The sequence below is a fragment of the Mycobacterium sp. 852002-51971_SCH5477799-a genome (genome assembly GCF_001667145.1).
In the GTDB taxonomy this organism is placed as follows: Bacteria; Actinomycetota; Actinomycetes; order Mycobacteriales; family Mycobacteriaceae; genus Mycobacterium.
Genome location: NZ_LZIF01000014.1, coordinates 130,519 through 151,171, shown reverse-complemented (window position 1 = coordinate 151,171; position 20,653 = coordinate 130,519). Strand labels below are relative to the sequence as shown.

Annotated in this window: 27 protein-coding genes and 1 pseudogene; 2 read left to right on the top strand and 26 right to left on the bottom strand. The window is 66.9% G+C overall.

Annotation, left to right across the window (positions count from 1 at the left end):
- The 7 genes from rplR to rplN form a co-directional block, all read right to left on the bottom strand.
- Nucleotides 1–369: a 50S ribosomal protein L18 gene (gene rplR / locus A5753_RS01700; protein ID WP_197513717.1), complete on the bottom strand. Its 369-nt coding sequence runs from the start codon at nucleotides 367–369 to the stop codon at nucleotides 1–3.
- 41 nt (nucleotides 370–410) lie between these two features.
- Nucleotides 411–950, bottom strand: coding sequence for a 50S ribosomal protein L6 (rplF, locus tag A5753_RS01695; protein ID WP_067122535.1), 540 nt, complete (start codon nucleotides 948–950; stop codon nucleotides 411–413).
- Nucleotides 951–961: 11 nt separating this feature from the next.
- Entirely contained in the window at nucleotides 962–1,360 is a 399-nt protein-coding gene (rpsH, locus tag A5753_RS01690; protein WP_065056829.1) for a 30S ribosomal protein S8, read from the bottom strand.
- An 85-nt stretch (nucleotides 1,361–1,445) separates the two neighbouring features.
- Complete coding sequence (locus tag A5753_RS01685; protein WP_007167851.1) at nucleotides 1,446–1,631, bottom strand: type Z 30S ribosomal protein S14; 186 nt, start codon at nucleotides 1,629–1,631, stop codon at nucleotides 1,446–1,448.
- A gap of 4 nt (nucleotides 1,632–1,635) precedes the next feature.
- Nucleotides 1,636–2,199: a 50S ribosomal protein L5 gene (gene rplE, locus A5753_RS01680; protein WP_067122532.1), complete on the bottom strand. Its 564-nt coding sequence runs from the start codon at nucleotides 2,197–2,199 to the stop codon at nucleotides 1,636–1,638.
- A complete protein-coding gene (rplX, locus tag A5753_RS01675) occupies nucleotides 2,199–2,516 on the bottom strand; it encodes a 50S ribosomal protein L24 (RefSeq protein ID WP_066999320.1) in 318 nt (105 codons plus the stop codon). The genes rplE and rplX overlap by 1 nt, the downstream gene beginning before the upstream one ends.
- A complete protein-coding gene (gene rplN, locus A5753_RS01670; RefSeq protein WP_067122526.1) occupies nucleotides 2,517–2,885 on the bottom strand; it encodes a 50S ribosomal protein L14 in 369 nt (122 codons plus the stop codon).
- 327 nt (nucleotides 2,886–3,212) lie between these two features.
- Between rplN and A5753_RS24175 the strand changes: the two genes are divergently transcribed.
- Together A5753_RS24175 and A5753_RS23530 are read left to right on the top strand one after the other, a co-directional pair.
- On the top strand, nucleotides 3,213–3,386 hold the full coding sequence (locus A5753_RS24175; RefSeq protein WP_156655857.1) for a hypothetical protein: 174 nt from the start codon (nucleotides 3,213–3,215) through the stop codon (nucleotides 3,384–3,386).
- A gap of 45 nt (nucleotides 3,387–3,431) precedes the next feature.
- Nucleotides 3,432–3,867, top strand: a pseudogene (locus A5753_RS23530) (adenylate/guanylate cyclase domain-containing protein); the annotation flags it as partial.
- Between the two features lie 15 nt (nucleotides 3,868–3,882).
- Here the strand turns inward: A5753_RS23530 and A5753_RS01660 are convergent.
- The 19 genes from A5753_RS01660 to mftD form a co-directional block, all read right to left on the bottom strand.
- Complete coding sequence (locus A5753_RS01660) at nucleotides 3,883–5,376, bottom strand: HNH endonuclease signature motif containing protein (protein WP_067122520.1); 1,494 nt, start codon at nucleotides 5,374–5,376, stop codon at nucleotides 3,883–3,885.
- Between the two features lie 118 nt (nucleotides 5,377–5,494).
- Nucleotides 5,495–6,385, bottom strand: a complete 891-nt coding sequence (locus A5753_RS01655) for a formylglycine-generating enzyme family protein (RefSeq protein WP_067122517.1) — start codon at nucleotides 6,383–6,385, stop codon at nucleotides 5,495–5,497.
- Between the two features lie 110 nt (nucleotides 6,386–6,495).
- Nucleotides 6,496–8,856, bottom strand: coding sequence for an arylsulfatase (locus tag A5753_RS01650; RefSeq protein WP_067122514.1), 2,361 nt, complete (start codon nucleotides 8,854–8,856; stop codon nucleotides 6,496–6,498).
- Nucleotides 8,857–8,908: 52 nt separating this feature from the next.
- Entirely contained in the window at nucleotides 8,909–9,253 is a 345-nt protein-coding gene (rpsQ, locus tag A5753_RS01645; RefSeq protein ID WP_067122510.1) for a 30S ribosomal protein S17, read from the bottom strand.
- Nucleotides 9,253–9,486, bottom strand: a complete 234-nt coding sequence (gene rpmC, locus A5753_RS01640; protein WP_066999296.1) for a 50S ribosomal protein L29 — start codon at nucleotides 9,484–9,486, stop codon at nucleotides 9,253–9,255. The genes rpsQ and rpmC overlap by 1 nt, the downstream gene beginning before the upstream one ends.
- Nucleotides 9,486–9,902 (bottom strand): 50S ribosomal protein L16, encoded by a 417-nt coding sequence (gene rplP, locus A5753_RS01635; RefSeq protein WP_007773582.1) that lies wholly within the window; start codon nucleotides 9,900–9,902, stop codon nucleotides 9,486–9,488. Before rplP ends, rpmC begins: the two co-directional genes overlap by 1 nt.
- Before the next feature lie 3 nt (nucleotides 9,903–9,905).
- Nucleotides 9,906–10,745, bottom strand: a complete 840-nt coding sequence (rpsC, locus tag A5753_RS01630; RefSeq protein WP_067122507.1) for a 30S ribosomal protein S3 — start codon at nucleotides 10,743–10,745, stop codon at nucleotides 9,906–9,908.
- Nucleotides 10,745–11,299 carry a 50S ribosomal protein L22 gene (gene rplV, locus A5753_RS01625; protein ID WP_067122503.1) on the bottom strand — a complete coding sequence of 185 codons (555 nt, stop codon included), beginning with the start codon at nucleotides 11,297–11,299 and terminating at the stop codon, nucleotides 10,745–10,747. Before rplV ends, rpsC begins: the two co-directional genes overlap by 1 nt.
- Nucleotides 11,296–11,577: a 30S ribosomal protein S19 gene (gene rpsS / locus A5753_RS01620; protein ID WP_008260806.1), complete on the bottom strand. Its 282-nt coding sequence runs from the start codon at nucleotides 11,575–11,577 to the stop codon at nucleotides 11,296–11,298. The genes rplV and rpsS overlap by 4 nt, the downstream gene beginning before the upstream one ends.
- Before the next feature lie 17 nt (nucleotides 11,578–11,594).
- Nucleotides 11,595–12,437 carry a 50S ribosomal protein L2 gene (rplB, locus tag A5753_RS01615; protein ID WP_064883828.1) on the bottom strand — a complete coding sequence of 281 codons (843 nt, stop codon included), beginning with the start codon at nucleotides 12,435–12,437 and terminating at the stop codon, nucleotides 11,595–11,597.
- 27 nt (nucleotides 12,438–12,464) lie between these two features.
- A complete protein-coding gene (gene rplW / locus A5753_RS01610) occupies nucleotides 12,465–12,767 on the bottom strand; it encodes a 50S ribosomal protein L23 (protein WP_007773589.1) in 303 nt (100 codons plus the stop codon).
- Complete coding sequence (rplD, locus tag A5753_RS01605) at nucleotides 12,768–13,451, bottom strand: 50S ribosomal protein L4 (protein WP_156655855.1); 684 nt, start codon at nucleotides 13,449–13,451, stop codon at nucleotides 12,768–12,770.
- Complete coding sequence (gene rplC / locus A5753_RS01600; protein WP_067122497.1) at nucleotides 13,448–14,101, bottom strand: 50S ribosomal protein L3; 654 nt, start codon at nucleotides 14,099–14,101, stop codon at nucleotides 13,448–13,450. The genes rplD and rplC overlap by 4 nt, the downstream gene beginning before the upstream one ends.
- Nucleotides 14,102–14,114: 13 nt before the next feature.
- Nucleotides 14,115–14,420, bottom strand: coding sequence for a 30S ribosomal protein S10 (gene rpsJ / locus A5753_RS01595; RefSeq protein WP_003873519.1), 306 nt, complete (start codon nucleotides 14,418–14,420; stop codon nucleotides 14,115–14,117).
- Between the two features lie 417 nt (nucleotides 14,421–14,837).
- A complete protein-coding gene (locus tag A5753_RS01590; RefSeq protein ID WP_197694549.1) occupies nucleotides 14,838–15,437 on the bottom strand; it encodes a TetR/AcrR family transcriptional regulator in 600 nt (199 codons plus the stop codon).
- A gap of 275 nt (nucleotides 15,438–15,712) precedes the next feature.
- Nucleotides 15,713–17,152 (bottom strand): mycofactocin system GMC family oxidoreductase MftG, encoded by a 1,440-nt coding sequence (gene mftG / locus A5753_RS01585; RefSeq protein ID WP_067122492.1) that lies wholly within the window; start codon nucleotides 17,150–17,152, stop codon nucleotides 15,713–15,715.
- An 8-nt stretch (nucleotides 17,153–17,160) separates the two neighbouring features.
- A complete protein-coding gene (mftF, locus tag A5753_RS01580) occupies nucleotides 17,161–18,573 on the bottom strand; it encodes a mycofactocin biosynthesis glycosyltransferase MftF (protein ID WP_067122489.1) in 1,413 nt (470 codons plus the stop codon).
- Nucleotides 18,570–19,301, bottom strand: a complete 732-nt coding sequence (gene mftE, locus A5753_RS01575; protein ID WP_067122486.1) for a mycofactocin biosynthesis peptidyl-dipeptidase MftE — start codon at nucleotides 19,299–19,301, stop codon at nucleotides 18,570–18,572. The genes mftF and mftE overlap by 4 nt, the downstream gene beginning before the upstream one ends.
- A gap of 163 nt (nucleotides 19,302–19,464) precedes the next feature.
- On the bottom strand, nucleotides 19,465–20,652 hold the full coding sequence (gene mftD / locus A5753_RS01570; protein WP_067122483.1) for a pre-mycofactocin synthase MftD: 1,188 nt from the start codon (nucleotides 20,650–20,652) through the stop codon (nucleotides 19,465–19,467).
- Nucleotide 20,653: the final 1 nt, after the last annotated feature.

Sequence of the window (20,653 nt, the reverse complement as noted above, 5' to 3'; positions counted from 1 at the left end):
TTAGAATTGCAATCCGTTCTCGCGTGCGGCATCGGCCAGCGCCGCGATCCGTCCGCCGTAGGTGTATCCGCCACGGTCGAAGACCACGGTGTCGATGCCGGCGGCCTTGGCGCGCTCGGCGATCAGCTGTCCCACCCGCACGCTGCGGGCTTTCTTGTCCCCCTGCAGGCTGCGCACATCGTCCTCGATCGACGACGCGGCGGCGACCGTGGTCCCGTTCTCGTCGTTGACCAGTTGCACGTGAATGTGTCGCGAGGACCGGTTGATCACCAGCCGCGGACGCTGCGGGGTACCGGCGACCTTCTTGCGCAGCCGCGCGTGCCTGCGCAACCGGGAGACACGCCGAGTCGCGGAAACGCTCTGCCCCACCGGCTTTCGTTCGGCGGTGTCAGCTTTTGTTTGCGCCATGATTACTTACCTGTCTTTCCGACCTTGCGGCGGATCTGCTCACCCTCGTAGCGCACACCCTTGCCCTTGTACGGGTCGGGGCGGCGCAGACGGCGGATGTTCGCCGAGATCTGGCCGACCTTCTGCTTGTCGATCCCGGTGATCGTGAACTTGGTCGGCGACTGCACGGCGAACGTGATGCCGTCCGGCGCCTCGATCACCACGGGGTGGCTGTAGCCCAGCGCGAACTCGAGGTTGGAGCCCTTGAGCTGCACGCGGTAACCCACGCCGAAGATCTCCATCTTGGTGGTGTAGCCCTGCGTCACGCCGGTGACCAGGTTGGACACCAGGGTGCGCGACAGCCCGTGCAGCGAGCGGTTGCGCCGCTCGTCGTTGGGGCGGGTGACCACGATCGCGCCATCATCGTTGCGCGCCACGGTGATCGGTTCGGCGACCGTTAGATCCAGGGTGCCCTTGGGGCCCTTCACCGAGACCTTCTGGCCATCGATCGTTACGTCGACTCCGGACGGAACCGGAACCGGCTGCTTACCAATACGCGACATCGTCTATCCCCTCACCACACGTACGCGAGGACTTCGCCGCCCACGCCCTGTCGGGCTGCCTGGCGGTCGGTCAGCAGGCCCGAGGAAGTGGAGATGATCGCCACACCCAGGCCACCGAGCACGCGCGGCAGATTGGTGGATTTCGCGTACACCCGCAAACCGGGCTTGGACACGCGGCGCAAGCCGGCGATGCTGCGCTCCCGGCTGGGCCCGTACTTGAGCTGAACGATCAGCGACTTGCCGACCCGAGCATCCTCGGTCCGGTAATCGGTGATGTAGCCCTCGCTCTTGAGGATCTGGGCGATGTTCGCCTTGATCTTGGAGTGCGGCAGCGTCACCTCGTCGTGATACGCCGAATTGGCGTTGCGCAGACGTGTCAAGAAGTCTGCGATCGGGTCCGTCATCGTCATGACAGCGTTGGTACCTTCCTCGCGGTGGTTCCCGGTCCGGGCCTGTCGCGCACCTGTTTTCGGTTGGTCGTGGGGGTTAGGGCTGTTACCAGCTGCTCTTCTGCACGCCGGGCAGTTCGCCCGCGTGCGCCATCTCGCGCAGGCAGATCCGGCACAGGCCGAATTTGCGGAAGACCGCGCGGGGGCGGCCGCACCTGTTGCAACGCGTGTAGCCGCGCACCGCGAACTTCGGCTTGCGTGCGGCCTTGTTGACCAGTGCCTTCTTTGCCATCTACTCAGTTCTCCTTGAACGGAAAGCCGAGGGCCCGCAACAGCGCTCGCCCTTCGTCGTCATTCGTCGCCGAGGTGACGACGTTGATGTCCATGCCGCGGACCCGGTCGATCTTGTCCACGTCGATCTCGTGGAACACCGACTGCTCGGCGAGCCCGAAGGTGTAGTTACCGACGCCGTCGAACTGCTTGGGCGACAGCCCGCGGAAGTCGCGGATACGCGGCAGCGCGATCGAGGTGAGCCGGTCCAGGAATTCCCACATCCGGTCCCCGCGCAGGGTGACCCGCGCACCGATGGGCATGCCCTCCCGCAGTTTGAACTGTGCGATGGACTTGCGCGCGCGACGGATCTCGGGGCGTTGCCCGGTGATCAGACTCAGGTCGCTGACCGCGCCGTTGATCAACTTCGCGTCCCGGGCCGCATCGCCGACACCCATGTTGACGACGACCTTGGTCACCGTCGGGATCTGCATGACGTTGGCGTAGCCGAACTGCTGCTGCAGCGAATCGCGAATCTCGCTGCGGTAGCGCTCTTTCAGGCGCGGCTGAACTTTTTCTGCAGTGCTCATCAGATGTCCTTGCCGTTGCGCTTGGAGATACGAACCCGCTTGCCGGTCTCCTCGTCGACGCGGTAACCGACGCGGGCGGGCTTACCGTCCGAGTCGACGACCATCACGTTGGAGACGTGGATGGGGGCTTCCTGGGTGACGATGCCGCCCGACTGTGCTCCGCGCTGGTTGGTCGAAATCGCGGTGTGCTTCTTGATCCGGTTGACGCCCTCGACCAGCACTCGGTCGCGTTCCGGGTAAGCCTGCAGCACCTTGCCTTTGGCGCCTTTGTCCTTGCCGGCGATGACCAGGACGGTGTCGCCTTTACGGACCTTCATTTACAAAACCTCCGGGGCAAGCGAGATGATCTTCATGAACCGCTTCTCGCGCAGTTCGCGGCCCACCGGCCCGAAGATGCGCGTCCCGCGCGGGTCGTTGTCGGGCTTGATGATCACCGCGGCGTTCTCGTCGAACTTGATGTAGCTGCCGTCGGCGCGACGGCGCTCCTTGACCGTGCGCACCACCACGGCCTTGACGACATCCCCACGCTTGACGTTGCCACCGGGGATGGCGTCCTTGACGGTGGCGACGATGACATCACCGATGCCGGCGTAGCGTCGCGACGAACCGCCGAGCACACGGATGCACAAGATCTCCTTGGCGCCGGTGTTGTCGGCGACCTTCAGTCGCGATTCCTGCTGAATCACTCGATCTCCTGACCTGGTTGCGTGAGCACGGCAGGAGAACCCACCTGGGTGAGCATTCGGCGGGCATGACCCACCAAAAACCTGACGTGCGCGGTCTTTGTCACCGAAGGGCACGCGGGGCCGATTTTCACCGGCCGAGGTCTGCCCAAGGCAACCCCTAGAGTCTAGGGGACGACCAGCTCAGAGCCAAATTCTGCGCGAAGGCGAGCGGGACCGGGGACGTCTTCCTCAAATGAAGGCACCGCGATGTCGAGGAACACGTCCCTTGCACGCTCTTGAACTGCGGAAACGTCTGCTGAGCGGCTCGCCGAGAACTACACTTCCGCAATGTTCTCGCAGACGCGCTATGCGATGAACGACGGTTTGCGCGTCGCCTATCGGGCGTCGCAGGAGGACGAGCGCGACATCGTTTTCGTTTCGAACTGGTTCGGCCGCCGGTGCGGTAGTGCCAGCCGCGCTGTTCGCGGCCACGCATCCGTCTCGTACCAACGCTCGTCGTGATCGAAGGCTCGGAGACGCTTTCCCAGCTCCACGAAGGGTTCGACCTCGACGCTGTTCACCGACATCGTCGAGTCGACGCGCCGCGCCGCGGAGATCGGCGACCGGGACTGGCGTGCCCTGCTGGATGCACACGACGCGGTCGTACGGTCACAGCTCGCAAGGTTTCGCGACCGCGAGGTGAACACGTCGGGTGACGGCTTCCCCGCCAATGGCAATTCGCAACGCGGTGCAAGCACTTGGCATCCGGACGCGGGCCGGTCTGCACACCGGCGAGTGCGAGATACGCGGCGACGACATCGGCGGCATCGCCGTGCGCATCGGCGCGCGGGTGAGCGCCCTGGCCCGGCCGAACGACGTGCTGGTCTCCAGCACGCTGCGCGACCTCGTGATCAGCTCAGGGCTCCAATTCGAGGAACGCGGCACTCACCAGCTCAAGGGCGTGCCCGGCGAGTGGCGCCTGTACGCCGTCACCTCTTCGTAAGTGGTTGCGCCGCAGTCAGAATGGCGGAGGGTCGTCGTCGCCGGGGGGTGCGGGACCGAAATAGGCGGCCTCGCGTTCTCGACGTTTCGCTCGCCGGGCTTGGTGGTTTTGCCTGCGTTCGGCGGCGACGCGATGGGCGCGGTCCTGGGCGCGGGTGCGCCGGCGGGTGGGCATCATGACGGTGCGGTCACCGCAGTAATCCGGGACTGGGACGGCTTGGAGGGCCGGTATCGCGCCGGTGGGCCGGCACAGACTCGGAAACAGCAGTGCGCTGCCCGGCGTCGTGACATAGGTGCGCCCGCCCGGGGAGTTAAGGATCAGCGACCCATCGGGCAGTTGCTGGTCGCGCCACCCCCAGAAAGTTTTGACCAAATGATGAGTGCGGCAGTAGCACTTGAGGTTTGACGCATGGGTGGCCCCGCCGTCGCTGTAGGGAATCGTATGGTCCACATCGCAGTCGGTGGCGGGAACGTCGCACCCGGGCCAGCGACAGGTCAAATCTCGACAGCGCACGAAATCGGCCAGCGCCTTGGAGGGCACATAACCCGGCTCCGGTGGCGCGTCACCGGGATGCACCAGCGGCACCAGCTTCGCCGAGGCGGCCAGTTCAGCTATCAGCTCGGGCGGGATCAATCCCTCAGCACCCACCTCGGCGGCCGGCCCTGGGCCATCACGCAGCGTGGAATGCTCTGCGATCACATGGATTATCACCGGTCCGGCGGCACGCCGTTTCCCCGCGGCGCAATTTGATCGCCCGCACCGGCAGCCCAACCGGTCCGCACCGGCAGCCAACGCCCCCAACGCATCAGCGCGACGTTGATCGCGGGTGCGCGGATCGTGCTCACATACCGTGGCCGCCAGTGCGTCCAACCGCTTATCCAGCGCGTGCGCGTCCGGACTCATCAGGCTGCCTTCGATATGCGACATGCCCTCGCCCGCATCGACGATGCAGATCTCACGATCAGCCACGCGTTCCTTGCGGCGCCGTACCGCGTCCGCATCGGCGCGAGCCACCACCTTGTCCACCTGCGCGGCCAGCCGGCCCTGACTCAGCGACGGCCACCTGGTGACACTGGCGGCCAGCGCGGCGTCCACGGCGCCCAACACGTCGGGGTCGCTGATCAGATCGGTGCGGAACACGATCGTTTGAAACATTCGGTAATCGAGATCACCGGCCCGAAAGACCGCGCCCACTTGTGGCAGCCGCTCACGCATCGCGCGGGCATACCTCACTCGGCTGGCGGCCAGTCCCTGGCTGATCCGCAACTCCGCGGCGACTTCCGCACTCACCGCCGCCTCGGTGTCCACTGCCCACTCCTCGCACTCCGAACAGCGCGAAAGTCGGTACGAAAACAACTCCCCGATCGCCGCCAACTGCTCACCCGCAGCGCGGTTTTCGATGCGCGAAAACAACCCAATCCGCTCCAACAGCGCCGTGGATGCCGCCGTTCGTGACGGATAGTGCCGCTCGACCAACTCGTCGAACCGGGCGATCACGTCTTCGAACATACATTCACGTCTTCGAACATACATTCGATTATGCCGGAGGACACTGACAAGTTGCGGTCAGCCGGGGCCTGCCCGCCGCATCTCGGGCGCAGCTGGCGGGCGCGGTGCTCCGGATTTGCTACGCGGACGGCGCGTCCGCCACGCAGCGAAACCCGATGTGCGTGGTCGCGGTGTCCTGCGATTGCGGTGACCGGGCCGCCGGACGGTAGCGGTGGCAGTACTCCGGCGCGCACAGGTGGCTGCCGCCCTTCAGCGTCTGGTTGACGGACGGATCGGCGGGACCCGACGGGGTGCAGCAGGACTTGGGCGGCTGGTCGAGCCGGTGATGCGCGGCGAACTCGGTAGCGGTCCACTCCCATATGTTGCCGATCATGTCGACAAGCCCAAAGTCGTTGGGGGCGAACATCCCAACGGGCGACGTTCCCACCCAGCCGAGCGCCCCCTCATTGCGGTACGGGAAGTCGCCCTGCCAGGTGTTGGCCATCAGTCGGCCATCGCTCGTGGCCTCGTCGCCCCACGCGTAAGTCGTCGTGGATCCGGCCCGGGCCGCGTACTCCCACTCGGCCTCGGTCGGCAGCCGCCGACCGGCCCATCGCGCATAGGCCGCCGCGTCCGGATACGCCACCTGCACGACCGGATGATCGCCGAGGTCCGCGACGTCGCTGTCGGGCCCGAACGGGTGACGCCAGCTCGCCCCCGGCACCCACTGCCACCATTGGCGCCAGTCGCGCAGGTCGACCGGCCCGGGTGTCGGTCGGAAAACCATTGCGCCCGGGCATAAGTCGTCCGCATTCGCTCCCGGGTACAGTGCCGGGTCGATGGGCTGCTCGGCCACCGTCACATACCCGGTGGCGTCGACGAATTCGGCGAACTGGGCGTTGGTCACCGGATGCCGTTCCACCGCAATCCGGTCCACCGTCGCGGTGTGGATCGGCGCCTCTTCGGGGTAGAAGCTGGTCGAGCCCATGCGGAAGGAACCGCCCGGGAGGTCGACCAGCTCGCTTAGCACCCCGTCAGGCTACGCCGGTCGAGCGCCATGGTCGGATTGCCGATACCAGGTGGGCAGTGGAGAGCCGTCGACGCACCGAAACGGGGTGAGCTTCTTGGCGTGCCGCCACGTCAGTCCCGCGAAAAGGCCAGGGCAATCTCGGCTTCCACGTCCACGTAGGGCCGGCCGGACAGGTCGACGGTGACCTGGGTGATGGTGCCGCCGGTGAACGCGAACGGCGCCTTGTAACGGCTGGACACCCCCGAGCCACCGTTGCGCCCGACCGTGATACCGGCACCGGCCAGCCCGAAGGTTCCGGGGTGAGTGGTCACCGCCGCCAAGGTGCCGACGACCTGGTCGTCGATGAACAGGGTGACGTCGCCCAGCGGCGTGTGACTGTTCTCGACCGTTCCGGTGCGGGAATAGCTGGCGCCGAACAGATGTCTGCCGAGGGGCACGGCGTCGGATGAAAAGACCTCCTGCTGGCGCTCGCCGAGGAAGTTGTACACATAGTGCAGCCGGCCGTCCTGGATGAACAGCACATGCCCGCCGTGCGCGCCGCCCTGCTTGAACAGCACACCCTCGGCGCCGGTGGTGTCGACGGTCACCTCGGCCAGCACCGAGAACGATCTACCACGAATTTCGGCGGCGGCACCGATGCTCACATCGGCGCAATCGGGATAGTAGAGGTAGCTGTCGCGATCGCTGACCAGATACGGCCGCGACCGCCCCAGCGTCTCCAGGATGTTCAGATCTGACAGCGGCAACCCGTTGTACTTGGCCGCCTCCGAGAACCACAGCGCCTTGAGTTCTTCGAGTTTGTCCGGGTTTTCGGCTGCCAGGTCGTGGCACTGGCTGCGATCGGCCTCGATGTGGAACAGTTCCCAGCGGTCGGCGTCGAAATGCGACCAGCCGGCCGGGGTGGCCGCGTGCACGGTGTTGGCGAACCAGCCCTCGTGCCAGATCCCGCGGGTACCCAACATGGTGTAGAACTGGGTGCTCTTCGGAGTGTCGGCGGCCGAATCGGCCAGGGCCGCTTTGAAACTCACGCCGTCCAGCGGCTCCTGCGTGATGCCCTTGACGGTGTCCGGCGGCGTCATGCCCAGCAGGTCGTAGACGGTCGGGGTGATGTCGCAGACGTTGACGTAGTTGTCGCGGACCTCCCCGTGCGCGGCAATTCCGTTGGGCCACGAGATGATCGCCGTGTCGGCGATGCCGCCCTCATGTGAGGCGTAGCGCTTGTACAGCTTGTACGGGGTGTTGAACGCCATCGCCCATCCGATCGGGTAATGGTTGTAGGTCTCGGGGCCACCAAGGTGGTCGAACAGTTTCATGCTTTCCTCGACGGTGTCGATGTAGCCGTTGAAGAACTTGCCCTCGTTGACCGATCCGTTCGGGCCGCCCTCACCGCTGGCGCCGTTGTCGGAGATGACCACGATGATGGTGTTGTCCAGCTGGCCCGAGTCCTCGAGATAGTCCAGGATCCGGCCGATTTGGGCGTCGGTGTAGCTCAGGAACCCGGCGAACACTTCGGCCATCCGGGAGAACAGCCTCTTCTCCTCATCGTTCAGGGAATCCCAGGGCCGCACCGTGTCCTGCAGCGGCCACGGCTCGCCGCCCGGCCCCTTCACGTCGAGATACGGGTTCACCGGCGATAATTCGGTGTCGGCGGGCACGATGCCCAGTGCCTTCTGCCGCTCCAGCACCACCTCGCGGTAGCGCTCGTATCCCATGTCGAACTTGCCGGCGTAGCGGTCCGCCCACTCGGAGAAGACGTGGTGCGGCGCGTGCCCGGCGCCGGGACATACGTAGGAGAACCAAGGCTTCTCGGGCGCAATCACTTTGGCGTCGCGGATGAACTCGATCGTCTTGTCGGCGATGTCCTTCGAGAGGTGGTAGCCGTCCTCCGGGGTGCCCGGCGGACTCACCGGGTGGTTGTCGTAGACCAGGTCCGGATACCACTGATCGGTCTCCCCGCCCATGAACCCGTAGAACCGTTCGAAGCCGCGCGAGGTCGGCCAGTGCCGCTTCGTTGAGGCGAGGTTCGATTCCTCCAGGGGCGTCAGGTGCCACTTGCCCACGCAGTAGGTGTTATATCCCCGTTCGGCGAGAGCCTCGGAGAGCAGGCCGGTTTCGAACGGGATGCGGCCGTTGGCGTTGGGGAAGCCCTCGGTGAACTCCTCGATGGTGGCCATGCCGACGGTCGTGGCGTTGCGGCCGGTGAGCAAGGACGCCCGGGTCGGCGAACACAGCGCGGTGGTGTGGAATTGCGAGAGCCGGATGCCGCGCTCGGCGATGCGCGACATGGCGGGCATTTCGACCAGGCCACCGAAGCAGTCCCAGGTCGCTATGCCCGTGTCATCCCACACCAGGTACAGGACATTGGGCGCGTTCTGCGGTGCGGTCGGTGCGGCGTAGGGCCCCCAGTCCGGTTCTGAATCCCGGATGTCGAGCTCGATCTTGCCGTTGAACTGCCCCGACCCAGTCGCCATCGCCGCAGACTACACCCGGGACCGGGCGCTCGCTGCCGCTAGCTAAAAGGGCTTACTTCGCCTTTTCCAGAATTTCGACGAGCCGCCAACGCTTGGTCGCCGACGTCGGGCGGGTCTCCATCAGCGAGACGCGGTCGCCGATTCCGGCAGTGCTGTTCTCGTCGTGCGCCTTGACCTTGGTGGTGGTCCGGATGATCTTGCCGTACAGCGGGTGACGCACGCGGTCCTCGAGCTCGACCACGATGGTCTTCTGCATCTTGTCGCTCACCACGTAGCCGATGCGCACCTTGCGGCGGCCCCGCACCTTCGGGTTGACCGGAGTGTTCTTGGGGCCCTTGTCCTTCGACGCGGCCTCGGTTGCGGCCTTCTTGGGGGCGGTCTTCTTGGCTTCTGCCATCACGATTCCTTACCGTCGGGCCCGGAAGCCAAGCCCAGTTCTCGTTCGCGCAGCACGGTGTACACGCGCGCGATCTCCTGACGCACCGTGCGGAGCCGGCGGTTGTTGGTGAGCTGTCCGGTCGCCATCTGGAAACGCAGGTTGAACAGCTCTTCCTTGGATTCGCGCAAACGCTCGGTCAGCTCCTCTTCGGTGAGCTCACGCAGTTCGCCAGGCGAAGTTCCCACTGCCATCAGAACTGATCCTCTCGAGTCACGATGCGTGCCTTTATCGGCAACTTGTGAATTGCACGCGTCAGGGCCGCCCGGGCGGTCTGCTCGTTGGGGTAGCTGAGTTCGAACAGCACCCGGCCCGGCTTGACGTTGACGACCCACCACTCCGGCGAACCCTTACCCGAACCCATCCGGGTTTCGGCGGGCTTCTTGGTCAGCGGGCGATCGGGGAAGACGTTGATCCACACCTTGCCGCCACGCTTGATGTGCCGGTTGATGGCGATACGAGCGGACTCGATCTGCCGGTTGGTGACGTAGGCGTGCTCCAGAGCCTGGATGCCATAGTCACCGAAGTTCACCGCCGTGCCGCCACTGGCGATACCGCGCTGGCGGGGGTGATGCTGCTTGCGGTGTTTAACCCTGCGGGGAATCAACATGATTCAGCTCTCCGTGCTTTGTGGTTCTGCAGCGGGTGCGGTCTGGGTCGCGGCGGCTGCTGCGCCCTCTTCGGCGCTCGCTGCGGCGCGACCGGCTTCGGTGCTGGTGGCCGTGGTGCCCGACGCCCCACTGCGACGCGGACGGGTGCCCGACGGACGCTCGCGACGCGAACGCTCGGCGCCCGCCGGAGCCGCGGCGGCCAATTCACGCTTCCCACCGACGATGTCGCCCTTGTAGATCCACACCTTCACGCCGATTCGGCCGAAAGTGGTCTTGGCTTCGTAGAGGCCGTAGTCGATGTCGGCGCGCAGCGTGTGTAGCGGAACCCGGCCCTCGCGGTAGAACTCCGAGCGGCTCATCTCGGCACCACCGAGACGGCCGGAGCACTGCACCCGGATGCCTTTGACGTTGGGCTGACGCATCGCGGACTGGATCGCTTTGCGCATCGCCCGGCGGAACGCCACGCGGTTGCTCAATTGTTCGGCGACGCCCTGGGCCACCAATTGCGCCTGGGACTCCGGGTTTCGGACCTCGAGGATGTTGAGCTGCACCTGCTTGCCGGTCAGCTTCTCCAGGTCGGCACGGATCCGGTCGGCCTCGGTGCCGCGACGGCCGATGACGATCCCCGGACGCGCGGTGTGGATGTCGACGCGGACCCGGTCACGGGTGCGCTCGATCTCCACGTCGGCGATCCCGGCCCGCTCCAGGCCGGTCGAGAGCAGCCGCCGGATCGCGACGTCTTCCTTGACGTAGTCCGCGTACTGCTTGTCGGCGTACCAGCGTGACTTCCAGTCGGTGGTGATGCCCAGCCGGAAGCCGTGCGGATTGATCTTTTGGCCCACTAGTCTGAGCCTCCCTTCGCGTCAGAGGTCTCAGACGTCTTGGCTTCGGCTTTCGGTGCGGCCTTCTTCGCGGGCGCTTTGGTGGCGGCTTTCTTGGCCGGCGCCTTCTTGGCCGGCGCTTTCTTGGCGGGTGCCTTCGAGGCGGCCTTGCTGGCCTCGGCGCGACGGGCCCGGGTCGACTTCGCCGACCCCTGGTCCTTGCCCGGCCGGCTTTCCACCACGACCGTGATGTGGCTGGTGCGCTTGCGAATCCGGAACGCACGGCCCTGGGCGCGCGGACGGATGCGCTTGGCGGTGGGTCCCTCGTCGGCGTAGACGGTGGCGACGACCAGGGTCGCCGGGTCCAGCCCGTCGTTGTTCTGCGCGTTGGCCGCGGCACTCGCGATCACCTTGGCCACCGGCTCGCTGGCCGCCTGCGGCGCCCAGCGCAAGATGTCGAGCGCGTCGGCCACCGAACGGCCGCGCACCAGGTCGATCACCCGGCGGGCCTTTCTCGGCGACACCCGCACGAAACGCGCTTTGGCCACCGCCGATGGGAATTCCGTTGTGGTCATCGCCGTTTGGCCTTCCGGTCGTCCTTGATGTGTCCCTTGAAGGTGCGGGTGGGCGCGAATTCACCAAGCTTGTGACCCACCATCGACTCGGTGACGAACACCGGGACGTGCTTGCGTCCGTCGTGGACGGCGAAGGTGTGGCCGATGAAGTCAGGAATGATCGTCGAACGCCGCGACCATGTCTTGATCACCTGTTTGGTGTTTTTCTCGTTCTGCGTGTCCACCTTCTTGAGCAGGTGGCCATCGACGAACGGGCCCTTCTTCAGGCTGCGTGGCATGTGCTACTCCTGACTTCCTAGCGACCGTGCTTCTTGCCGGTGCGCCGGCGTCGGACAATGAGCTTGTTACTGGCCTTGTTCGGGTGGCGCGTGCGGCCCTCGGGCTTGCCCCACGGGCTCACCGGGTGGCGACCACCGGAGGTCTTACCCTCACCACCACCGTGCGGGTGGTCCACCGGGTTCATGACCACACCACGGACCGAAGGGCGCTTGCCCTTCCACCGCATCCGGCCGGCCTTGCCCCAGTTGATGTTCGCCTGCTCGGCGTTGCCGACCTCGCCGACTGTGGCGCGGCAGCGCACGTCGACGCGGCGGATCTCACCGCTGGGCATGCGCAGCGACGCGTAGGTGCCCTCTTTACCGAGCAGCTGAATGCTCGACCCCGCGGAGCGCGCCAGCTTGGCGCCACCGCCCGGTCGCAGTTCCACGGCGTGGATCACGGTACCGGCCGGGATGTTGCGCAGCGGCAGGTTGTTACCCGGCTTGATGTCCGCGTTCGGCCCGCACTCCACCACGTCACCCTGCGAAAGCCCCTGCGGCGCAATGATGTAGCGCTTCTCGCCGTCCAGGAAATGCAGCAACGCGATGTTGGCGGTCCGGTTCGGGTCGTACTCGATGTGCGCGACCTTGGCGTTCACGCCGTCCTTGTCGTTGCGACGGAAGTCGATCACCCGATAGGCGCGCTTGTGGCCACCACCTTTGTGGCGGGTGGTGATGCGGCCGTGCGCGTTTCGCCCACCGTGGCCGTGCAGCGGGCGCACCAGCGACTTCTCCGGGGCGGAACGAGTGACCTCGGAGAAATCGGACACGCTCGAGCCGCGACGGCCTGGGCTCGTCGGCTTGTACTTACGAATTGCCATGTCTAATCAGGTTTCCTCTCGCGGCGGCTACGCCGGTGCCCCGAACAGATCGATCGGCTTGCTACCCGGCGCCAGCGTGACGATGGCCCGCTTGGTGCTCTTGCGCTTGCCGAATCCGGTCCTGGTGCGCTTGCGCTTACCTTGCCGGTTCGCGGTGTTCACCGATGCGACCTTGACGGAGAAGATCTTCTCGATAGCGATCTTGATCTGCGTCTTGTTCGAATCGGGGTGCACCACAAACGTGTACACGTTGTCGTCGAGCAGCGAATAGGACTTCTCCGAGATGACCGGGCCGAGAATGATGTCGCGGGGGTCAGTGATGGTCGCCATCTACGCCGATACCTCCACATCGTTGTCGGCGGCACCGCCGGTGGCCCCGGCGATGTAGGCGCCCAGCGCCTCAACGCTGAACACCACGTCGTCGGAGCGCAGCACGTCATAGGTGTTGAGCTGGTCGGGGGTCAGGATGTGCACACCGGGCAGGTTGCGCACGCTCTTGGCGCCGGCCTCGTCGCTGCGGCCGATCACGACGAGCAGCCGCCGGCGGTCGGTCAGCGTGCCCAGGAACGCCCTGGCGTTCTTGGTGGAAGGCGTCTGACCCGACACCAGCTCGGTGATCGCGTGGATGCGGCCGTTGCGCGCCCGGTCGGACAGTGCGCCGCGCAACGCCGCGGCGATCATCTTCTTGGGCGTGCGCTGGCTGTAGTCACGGGGCTTGGGGCCGTGCACGACGCCACCGCCGGTGAACTGCGGGGCGCGTGTCGAACCCTGTCGGGCCCGGCCGGTTCCCTTCTGCCGGTACGGCTTACGGCCACCGCCGCTGACGTCGCCGCGCGTCTTGGTCGAGTGCGTGCCCTGACGCGCCGCCGCCCGCTGCGCGGTGACGACCTGGTGCATCAGCGCGATATTGGCCGGGGCGTCGAACAATTCGGCCGGCAGCTCGATCGAGCCCTCGACCTTGCCGCCCGGCGTCTTGACGTCGATCTTGAGCGTCTTGGAGCCTTCTGCCATCACTTCTCACCTCGTTTGACCGCGCTGCGGACCACGACGAGTCCACCGGTGCGGCCGGGGACCGCGCCCTTGATCAGCAGCACGCCGTTCTCGGTATCGACCTTGTGCACCAACAGGTTCTGGACGGTCACGCGATCGCTACCCATCCGGCCCGACATCCTGGTGCCCTTGAACACCCGGGCGGGGGTGGCGCAGCCGCCGATCGAACCCGGGCGGCGGTGCACCGCCTGGGCACCGTGGCTGGCGCCCTGACCACTGAAGCCGTGACGCTTCATGGTGCCGGCGAAGCCCTTGCCCTTGGAGGTGCCCGTGACGTCGACGTAGACGCCGTCGGCGAAGATCTCCGCCGTCAGCTCCTGGCCGACCTCGTACTCGGCGGCCGCCTCGGGGTTTTCCAGGCGCAGCTCGGCCAGGAACCGGCGCGGGTTCACGCCCGCGGCGGCGTACTGACCGGTCACCGGCTTGTTGACCTTGCGGGGACTGATCTCGCCGTAGGCCAGCTGCACGGCGCTGTAGCCGTCCTGCTCGGGGGTACGGATCCGGGTCACCACGTTCGGGCCGGCCTTGACGACCGTGACCGGCACGATCCTGTTGTTCTCGTCGAACACCTGCGTCATGCCCAGCTTGGTACCCAGAATGCCTTTTCTTGCCATGAGTCTGGATCTCCTACTGGATGTTGACGTCGACACTGGCCGGAAGGTCGATGCGCATCAGCGCGTCGACGGTCTTCGGCGTCGGGTCGAGGATGTCGATCAGCCGCTTGTGCGTGCGCATCTCGAAGTGCTCCCGCGAGTCCTTGTACTTGTGCGGAGAGCGGATGACGCAATACACGTTCTTCTCAGTCGGCAGCGGCACCGGACCTACAACGCTGGCACCCGTGCGGACGACGGTCTCGACGATCTTGCGCGCCGACGCGTCGATAGCCTCATGGTCGTAGGCCTTAAGCCTGATGCGGATCTTCTGTCCCGCCACGCTTCTCCTACCCTCACTCCTGTTGAGGCCCGAATCCGGGCCTGGTGCCACCGGCGCGCCGATCGGTCCGGCCAACTCTGGGCCGATCGAGCGTTGCGCCGGATACTGCGCCGCTGTTTACCTGTCGTGGTCCACCGGCCCCCGCGGTCGGGTGTGTCACCCTCACGCAGCCTCATCCGCGATCGAAATTCGTCGCTCTCAAAGGATGGGACCGGACGCGCCCGTTTGGACGCTGGTCGTATGCCCGACCAGGCGCAAACCCGGCTCAAGGCAACCTGAACAGTATGCCTGAAGATCGTGCCCCGACAAAATTCGGCCGCGATCTCGGGCCGAATCCACCGCACCCGACTCGAGGACGGTAGCACCGGAGCGTAAACGCACTGGTCAGGCGGGTCGAGGCGGCGGGCAGCGGGACGCTTACGCCCCCGCCGATTCGACGTCGGCCGTGCCGGCTCTGCCGCACTGCACATGTAAGAAGCCGTCGACGGCGGCCAGCGCGCACTGGCGGTAGTCGAAATCGGGCAGCGTGGACAGGCGGCCCAGCACCAGCGGGCCGATGAGCAGGGCGATCGCCCGCGACCGGTCCACTTCCCCCAGCTCGGCGGCCTCGGGGCTGTCGAAGATGGCGTCGAAGGGCTCCGCGTACTGCTGGGCGATGCGCTCACGCAGGGTGGTGATCGCCGCGCTGTCGGCGTTACCGCTGCGCCGCGGCTCGGGTAGGCCCTCCAGATCGCGTCCCAGCGCCAGCCAGGACATGGCGGTCATGAGGGTGGGCGCCTGCGCCACGGATTCGGCTTGGGCCAGCACAACCGCGACCAGACGGTCGCGCAGCGAACCCTCGGCCGGCGGGGTGGGCGACGCCGGGATCAGGCTGTTGAAAGCGGCTGCCAGTAAATCGTTGCCGCTTGGGAAGTGGCGATACAGGGTCGCCCTGGCCACGTTGGCGGTGCGGGTGACGGCGTCGACGGTCACCGCGCTGGGACCCCCGGCACGCAACAGGGTGACAGCGGCTTCCAGCAGCCTGGCCCGCGACCTCGCGGGGCGCGGGTCGGACGTCTCGGCGGGAATTGTGACCCACCTCCTGTTTCAACACGGGACTATTGGCCTGCCTACAAGACTATTGGTCTCGAAACTTTGCGCGTTCCGAGGAGGCGCACCGCATGTCGAAACCCTCGTCCGATCTGGCCAGCGTACTGACGCGATCGGCGTCGGCGACAGCTTCGGGCGATCGGAGTGTGGGCTCCCGGTCGCGACGGTCCCCAGCTACGGCCGGTGCGGCACCCGCTGTCGCGTCACTGCACGAATTCCGCGGCCCGGTGCCCGATCATCACGATCGTGGCGTGCGGGCCGCGGCTGGTGATCACCGGGAGGATCGAGCCGTCGATCACCCACAGGTTGTCAATGCCGAGCACGCGGCAGCGGGAGTCGACGACGGCGTGCGGGTCGTCGTCGGTGCCCATCGGCGCGGTGCCGCAAAGGTGTTGAGACGTCGACCAGATGGCCGCCGCGGCATCGATTGTGCCGTCGGACAATTCGCGGGCCAGCTCGCTGCCGCGGCGCAGCGCCACGACGTCTTCGGGCTCGCTGTCGTAGCGGTGTTCGATTCGCGGCGCCACGTCGGGATCGGCCGAGACCAAGGTCATGCGCCCGCGCGCGCGTGGCTGCATCAGCGCCACCCCGATGTGGGGCCAGTCGGCATGGCCGGCAGTGCCGTCACCGGTCATCGCCACGAATCCGCCCGTGTAAGGCCTGATCTCGAGATCGTCGGCCGTGCTCAGCACCACCTCGAGCACCGGCCGTCCGGGCGCCACCGTCCAATCAGTGGGCAGCACCCACTCGGCATGGTCACTGAACGACGCGCCCACCGGCAGCGGCACCACCACCGGCACCCCCACGCCGGTCAGCATCGGTTCGTCGCCGATACCCGAGGCCATGAGTAGCCGGGCCGTTTCAATAGAGCCGGCGCACAACACGATCCGGTCGGCGGTCATGGTCATCCGTCCGCCTGGACCGATCGCGTCGGCGCCGACCGCAACCGTGCCGGCGAAACGTAGCCGGGCGGCCCGGGTCCGCGCACGCAGGTTCAGGTTCGGCCGGCTCAGAGCCGGGATCAGGTAGCCCGCGCCCGGGCCGCGCCGCACACCGTCGACGATATTGAGCGGGACGGCGCCTATACCCGAAACCTGCTTTGGCGCAGTGTCATTGAGGTCGGCGATCCAGCCGAATCCGGCCCGCTCGGCGGCGGCGATGAATCGCTCAGTGGTCCCGGTCATTTCGTGCGTGCGGCGCACCTGGATGGGACCGCTGTCGCCGTGGGCGGGACCAACGAAGTCCAGGTCGGTCTCGATGGCGCGGAAGCTGTTCAGGACGTCGGACCATCCCCAGCCCTCGATCGCGATGCGATCGAAGTCGCGCGGCAACCCGCGGCAGAAGTAGCCGCCGTTGATGGCGCCCGATCCGCCCACCGTCGCCCCGCGCACCAGAGGATGCTGGCGGGCGGGTTCGTCGGTGAGGCGGGTCTGATAGCGCTGGACCAGCGGACTGCCGACCCCGATCGGCAACTGCAACCCGTTGGCGGTCTGGGCCAGCAGTCCCGGGTCGTCGAGCGCCGGTCCCGCCTCGAGGACCGTCACCGTGCGCCGCGGATCGGCGGAAAGGCGTTCCGCAACAACCGATCCTGCACTGTCGGCGCCGACGATCAGCACATCGCTGTGCGAGGCGGCTGTGGTCAAGGTGGTGGTTAACTCCGGATCTGGGGCTTCAGGGCGCGCGCGTTGCGCTCCCGTAGCACACCCCACCACAACCCGAGCCCGTACGCCAGGTCGTCGACGCGTTTGAGCACCAGGTAGGTCGGCAGCCCGATCGGTTCGACATCGTCGCTGATGGCGTCGCGGCGGCGAAGCCAGTCGACCACCCCGTCCATGACGGCCGCGACCAGAACGACCCGCCTGAAGTGACGCGACATGGCCGCGGCCAGCAACGCCAGCGGCCAGTAGTGCCGGCACAGCGCCGACGCCAGCTGCAACGCCGCCGACCACAGGCCGCGGCCCGCGATCATCGCGACATCGGCCATCGACGTCTCCGCGCTGCGCATCGCCCGCGCGATCCGGTGACCGGTCAGCACGGCGAAGACGACGGACACCAGCCGCGACAGGGTGGACCCGAACGCCATCAGGATCCAGGTCATCAGCGCCCAGCCGGAAATCACCACCGGCGCCGTCTTGTCCGGGTGGCGTACCGAAAGCGGGGCCGCCGAGCCACCGTAAAAGGCTTTGCGCGCAAGCCAATCCCGCAACTCGGTGCGGTGGTCGTGAGCGACCATGGCGATCGGCTCGTAGCGCAGCCGAGCGCCGGCCTCGATGAGCCGCCAGCACAGGTCGACGTCCTCGCCGGACTGTAGGGTCTCGTCGAACCCGCCGACCCCCCGGATCGCCGAGCACCGGCAGATGATCGCCGCGCTGGGCACGTAGGACACCGTGCTGTGCGGCAGAACCGGCGCCTCGCGCTCACCGAGGTCGAGCGAGGAGTGCACCGCCTCGTAACGCGCCACCACGTTCTCGTTGTGCGACAGGCCGACGATGCGGGGCGCGACCAGGCCGACCGTGGGATCGCAGAAGTGACCGAGCAGGGCCTCCAGCCAGCCCCGGCGCGGTGCGACGTCGGAGTCCAGGAACGCGACAAAGTCCGTCCGGCACGTCCCCAGCCCGGTGTTGCGGGCGGCCGCCGGGCCCTTGCTGCGGTGGTGGCGCAGCACCTCGATGTCGCAGTGCGCGCCGACGAAGTCTTCCGGTTCGACCGGAGGAAACGAGCCGTCGTCCACCACGACGACGCGCAGGCCACGTAATGAGCTGACCAAGCGGCGCACTCCAGAAAGGTTGTCCCGCACCGGAATTACCACCGTCACGTCGTGGTGCGACGGGCCACCAGCGGGGCGCGGATGCGCCACCGTGGCGTCCAGCAGCGTGCGGGCGAGTTGGGCGCTGAGGTCGTCGCGCACCTTCAGCCGGCCATCCGAGAGCATGTCCTGCGCGGCGGGGGCCAACTTGAGCAGCCGGGTCGGCGAACCGCCGAGCAGCGCCGAGCCGTCGCCGAGCACCCGCACGCGGCGGTCGACCTGAACGGCGAACCCGTTCGGCAACCGGGGCGCCGTCACGTCAGCATCCCGTCCGGCCCGGGTCGCCACCGGATGACTCGACGGACACACCCGTCGACCATCTCGGTGAAGATCCGCTTGCCCTCGGCGGCGGTAGCGGTGGTCGGGTCGCCCAGCACGCCGACCGGGCTGACGGCCGCGACTCCCCCACGGCGCATCGACCCGAGCAGTTCGGGCAGGGGCGCGGTGTTGCCTGCCACCCACTGGCCGGTCCGGACGTCGGCCGGCGAGATGTGCAGCAACAGTGATGTTTCGGTATGGCCGGCGTGGGCGTCGCCGCCGGAGGTCAGGCAGGGGGACCAGCCGACGTCGCGGCCCTCGGTGCGCAACTGGGCCACCGCCCGGCTGCACGCCGTGACGTTGCCGCCGTGGCCGTTGACGAAGACCAGGCGCCGGGCCCAGGCAGCCGCTGACCTGCCGTACTCGACCAGCAGCAGCGTCAACGCCTCGGTGCCGAGCGAGATCGTTCCGGCGAAACTTTGGTGCTCGCCGCTGGCGCCATAGGCGATGGCGGGTGCCACCAGCCAATCGTGTCCAAGGCGCGGTGCAGCGCCGCCGGCGACCGCCGTCGCGATCCGGGTGTCGGTGTCCAGTGGCAGATGCGGACCGTGTTGTTCGGTCGACCCCAGCGGAACCAATACCGAAGCCGACATGCTTGACAGCTGGCTCGACGTCGCGGATCCCAAGTCGCCGAGTACGGACACTCGGTGATGGTAGGACGAATTCACCTGGCGTGCACCAATTGTTGGAGCCTGAAAAAAACTTTTTTTCTGGGCCGTTCACCTGGCGTTCGAATCGTGGGCTCGTCCGTCACGGTTACCCCGCCCGTATCACGATTTGCGCAAGCGTCACTTAATCCGGATATCTCCGCCCGGGATGGCCAGGCTTTGGCTACGCGCCGCCCGAGGGCACGCCCAGCGCCCGGGTGAATCCGGGGGGCACCAGGATGTGGTCGGGCCCGAGGTCGTGAACCGAGGACAGCCCCAGACCCATCAGCGCCGAGTCGATGCCGCCCCGCAAGATGTCGAGAACGTTTTCCACACCCGGTTGGCCGGCCGCGGCCAGCCCCCACAGGTAGGCGCGGCCGATCATCACCGCGCGCGCTCCCAACGCGACGGCCTTGACGACGTCACTCCCGCGCCGGACCCCGCCGTCGAGCAGCACCTCGATCTGATCGCCGACGGCTGCCGCCACCGCGGGCAGTGCACGGATCGAGGCCGGCGTGCCATCCAGATTGTTGCCCCCGTGATTCGAGACCGAAATCGCCGAAACCCCGGCATCCACCGCCCTTTTGGCGTCATCGACGCGCATCACGCCCTTGAGCATGAACGGCCCGCCCCACAGTTCGCGAAGCCAGGCGATGTCCTCCCAGGTCGGCGGCGGGGTGCCCATCCACTCCCCGTACGCCTGGAAGAAAGGGGGGCCAAGCTCGCCGCGACGGCCCTGGTTGGGCACCCGCAGCTCCGGCGGCCGCATGGTCTTCGCCCACTGCAGGAACCACCGCGGCTTGGTGATGACCTCCGGGCTCATTTTGACGATGGTCTTGAAGTCCATCTTCTCCGGGATCGACGGGCTGCCCCAGTCCCGGCCGTGCGAGAAGCTCCAGTCGGTGGTGACGATCAGCCCCACCGCTCCGGCTGCGCGGGCGCGCTCGACCCGCGCGGCGATCGCGTCGCGGTCACCCAGCCAGTAGACCTGGAAGAACACTTTGGGGTTGGCCGCGATGACCTCTTCGATCGGCTTGCTGGCGAACGACGACAGTCCCATGGCGGTGCCGCGGGCCGCGGCGGCTCGCGCCACGGCGACCTCCCCGTCGGGGTGCACCGCCTGCACGCCGGTCGGTGAGATCAGGACGGGCAGCGAAATGTCTTGTCCCATAACGCTGGTCGACAGGTCACGCTTCTCCTGCGCACCGATCACGTGCGGCGCGAATCCGAGTTCGCTGAAGGCTGCCACGTTGTCGGAGACCGTGACTCCCTTTTCGCTGGCCGAAATCAGCGACGAATAGGCCGATTTCGGCAGCCGCCGCTTAGCGCGTTGCTGCGCGATGGCGACGGTTTCGAACCATGCGTCGGCCATT

What these genes read in the sequence shown, in the direction of transcription:
- rplF (WP_067122535.1), bottom strand. Translation starts at nt 950, where the DNA reads ATGTCGCGTATTGGTAAGCAGCCGGTTCCGGTTCCGTCCGGAGTCGAC.
- rpsH (WP_065056829.1), bottom strand. Translation starts at nt 1,360, where the DNA reads ATGACGATGACGGACCCGATCGCAGACTTCTTGACACGTCTGCGCAAC.
- A5753_RS01685 (WP_007167851.1), bottom strand. Translation starts at nt 1,631, where the DNA reads ATGGCAAAGAAGGCACTGGTCAACAAGGCCGCACGCAAGCCGAAGTTC.
- rplE (WP_067122532.1), bottom strand. Translation starts at nt 2,199, where the DNA reads ATGAGCACTGCAGAAAAAGTTCAGCCGCGCCTGAAAGAGCGCTACCGC.
- rplX (WP_066999320.1), bottom strand. Translation starts at nt 2,516, where the DNA reads ATGAAGGTCCGTAAAGGCGACACCGTCCTGGTCATCGCCGGCAAGGAC.
- A5753_RS24175 (WP_156655857.1), top strand. Translation starts at nt 3,213, where the DNA reads ATGTTCTCGCAGACGCGCTATGCGATGAACGACGGTTTGCGCGTCGCC.
- A5753_RS01660 (WP_067122520.1), bottom strand. Translation starts at nt 5,376, where the DNA reads ATGTTCGAAGACGTGATCGCCCGGTTCGACGAGTTGGTCGAGCGGCAC.
- A5753_RS01650 (WP_067122514.1), bottom strand. Translation starts at nt 8,856, where the DNA reads ATGGCGACTGGGTCGGGGCAGTTCAACGGCAAGATCGAGCTCGACATC.
- rpsQ (WP_067122510.1), bottom strand. Translation starts at nt 9,253, where the DNA reads ATGGCAGAAGCCAAGAAGACCGCCCCCAAGAAGGCCGCAACCGAGGCC.
- rpmC (WP_066999296.1), bottom strand. Translation starts at nt 9,486, where the DNA reads ATGGCAGTGGGAACTTCGCCTGGCGAACTGCGTGAGCTCACCGAAGAG.
- rplP (WP_007773582.1), bottom strand. Translation starts at nt 9,902, where the DNA reads ATGTTGATTCCCCGCAGGGTTAAACACCGCAAGCAGCATCACCCCCGC.
- rplV (WP_067122503.1), bottom strand. Translation starts at nt 11,299, where the DNA reads ATGACCACAACGGAATTCCCATCGGCGGTGGCCAAAGCGCGTTTCGTG.
- rpsS (WP_008260806.1), bottom strand. Translation starts at nt 11,577, where the DNA reads ATGCCACGCAGCCTGAAGAAGGGCCCGTTCGTCGATGGCCACCTGCTC.
- rplB (WP_064883828.1), bottom strand. Translation starts at nt 12,437, where the DNA reads ATGGCAATTCGTAAGTACAAGCCGACGAGCCCAGGCCGTCGCGGCTCG.
- rplW (WP_007773589.1), bottom strand. Translation starts at nt 12,767, where the DNA reads ATGGCGACCATCACTGACCCCCGCGACATCATTCTCGGCCCGGTCATC.
- rplC (WP_067122497.1), bottom strand. Translation starts at nt 14,101, where the DNA reads ATGGCAAGAAAAGGCATTCTGGGTACCAAGCTGGGCATGACGCAGGTG.
- mftD (WP_067122483.1), bottom strand. Translation starts at nt 20,652, where the DNA reads ATGGCCGACGCATGGTTCGAAACCGTCGCCATCGCGCAGCAACGCGCT.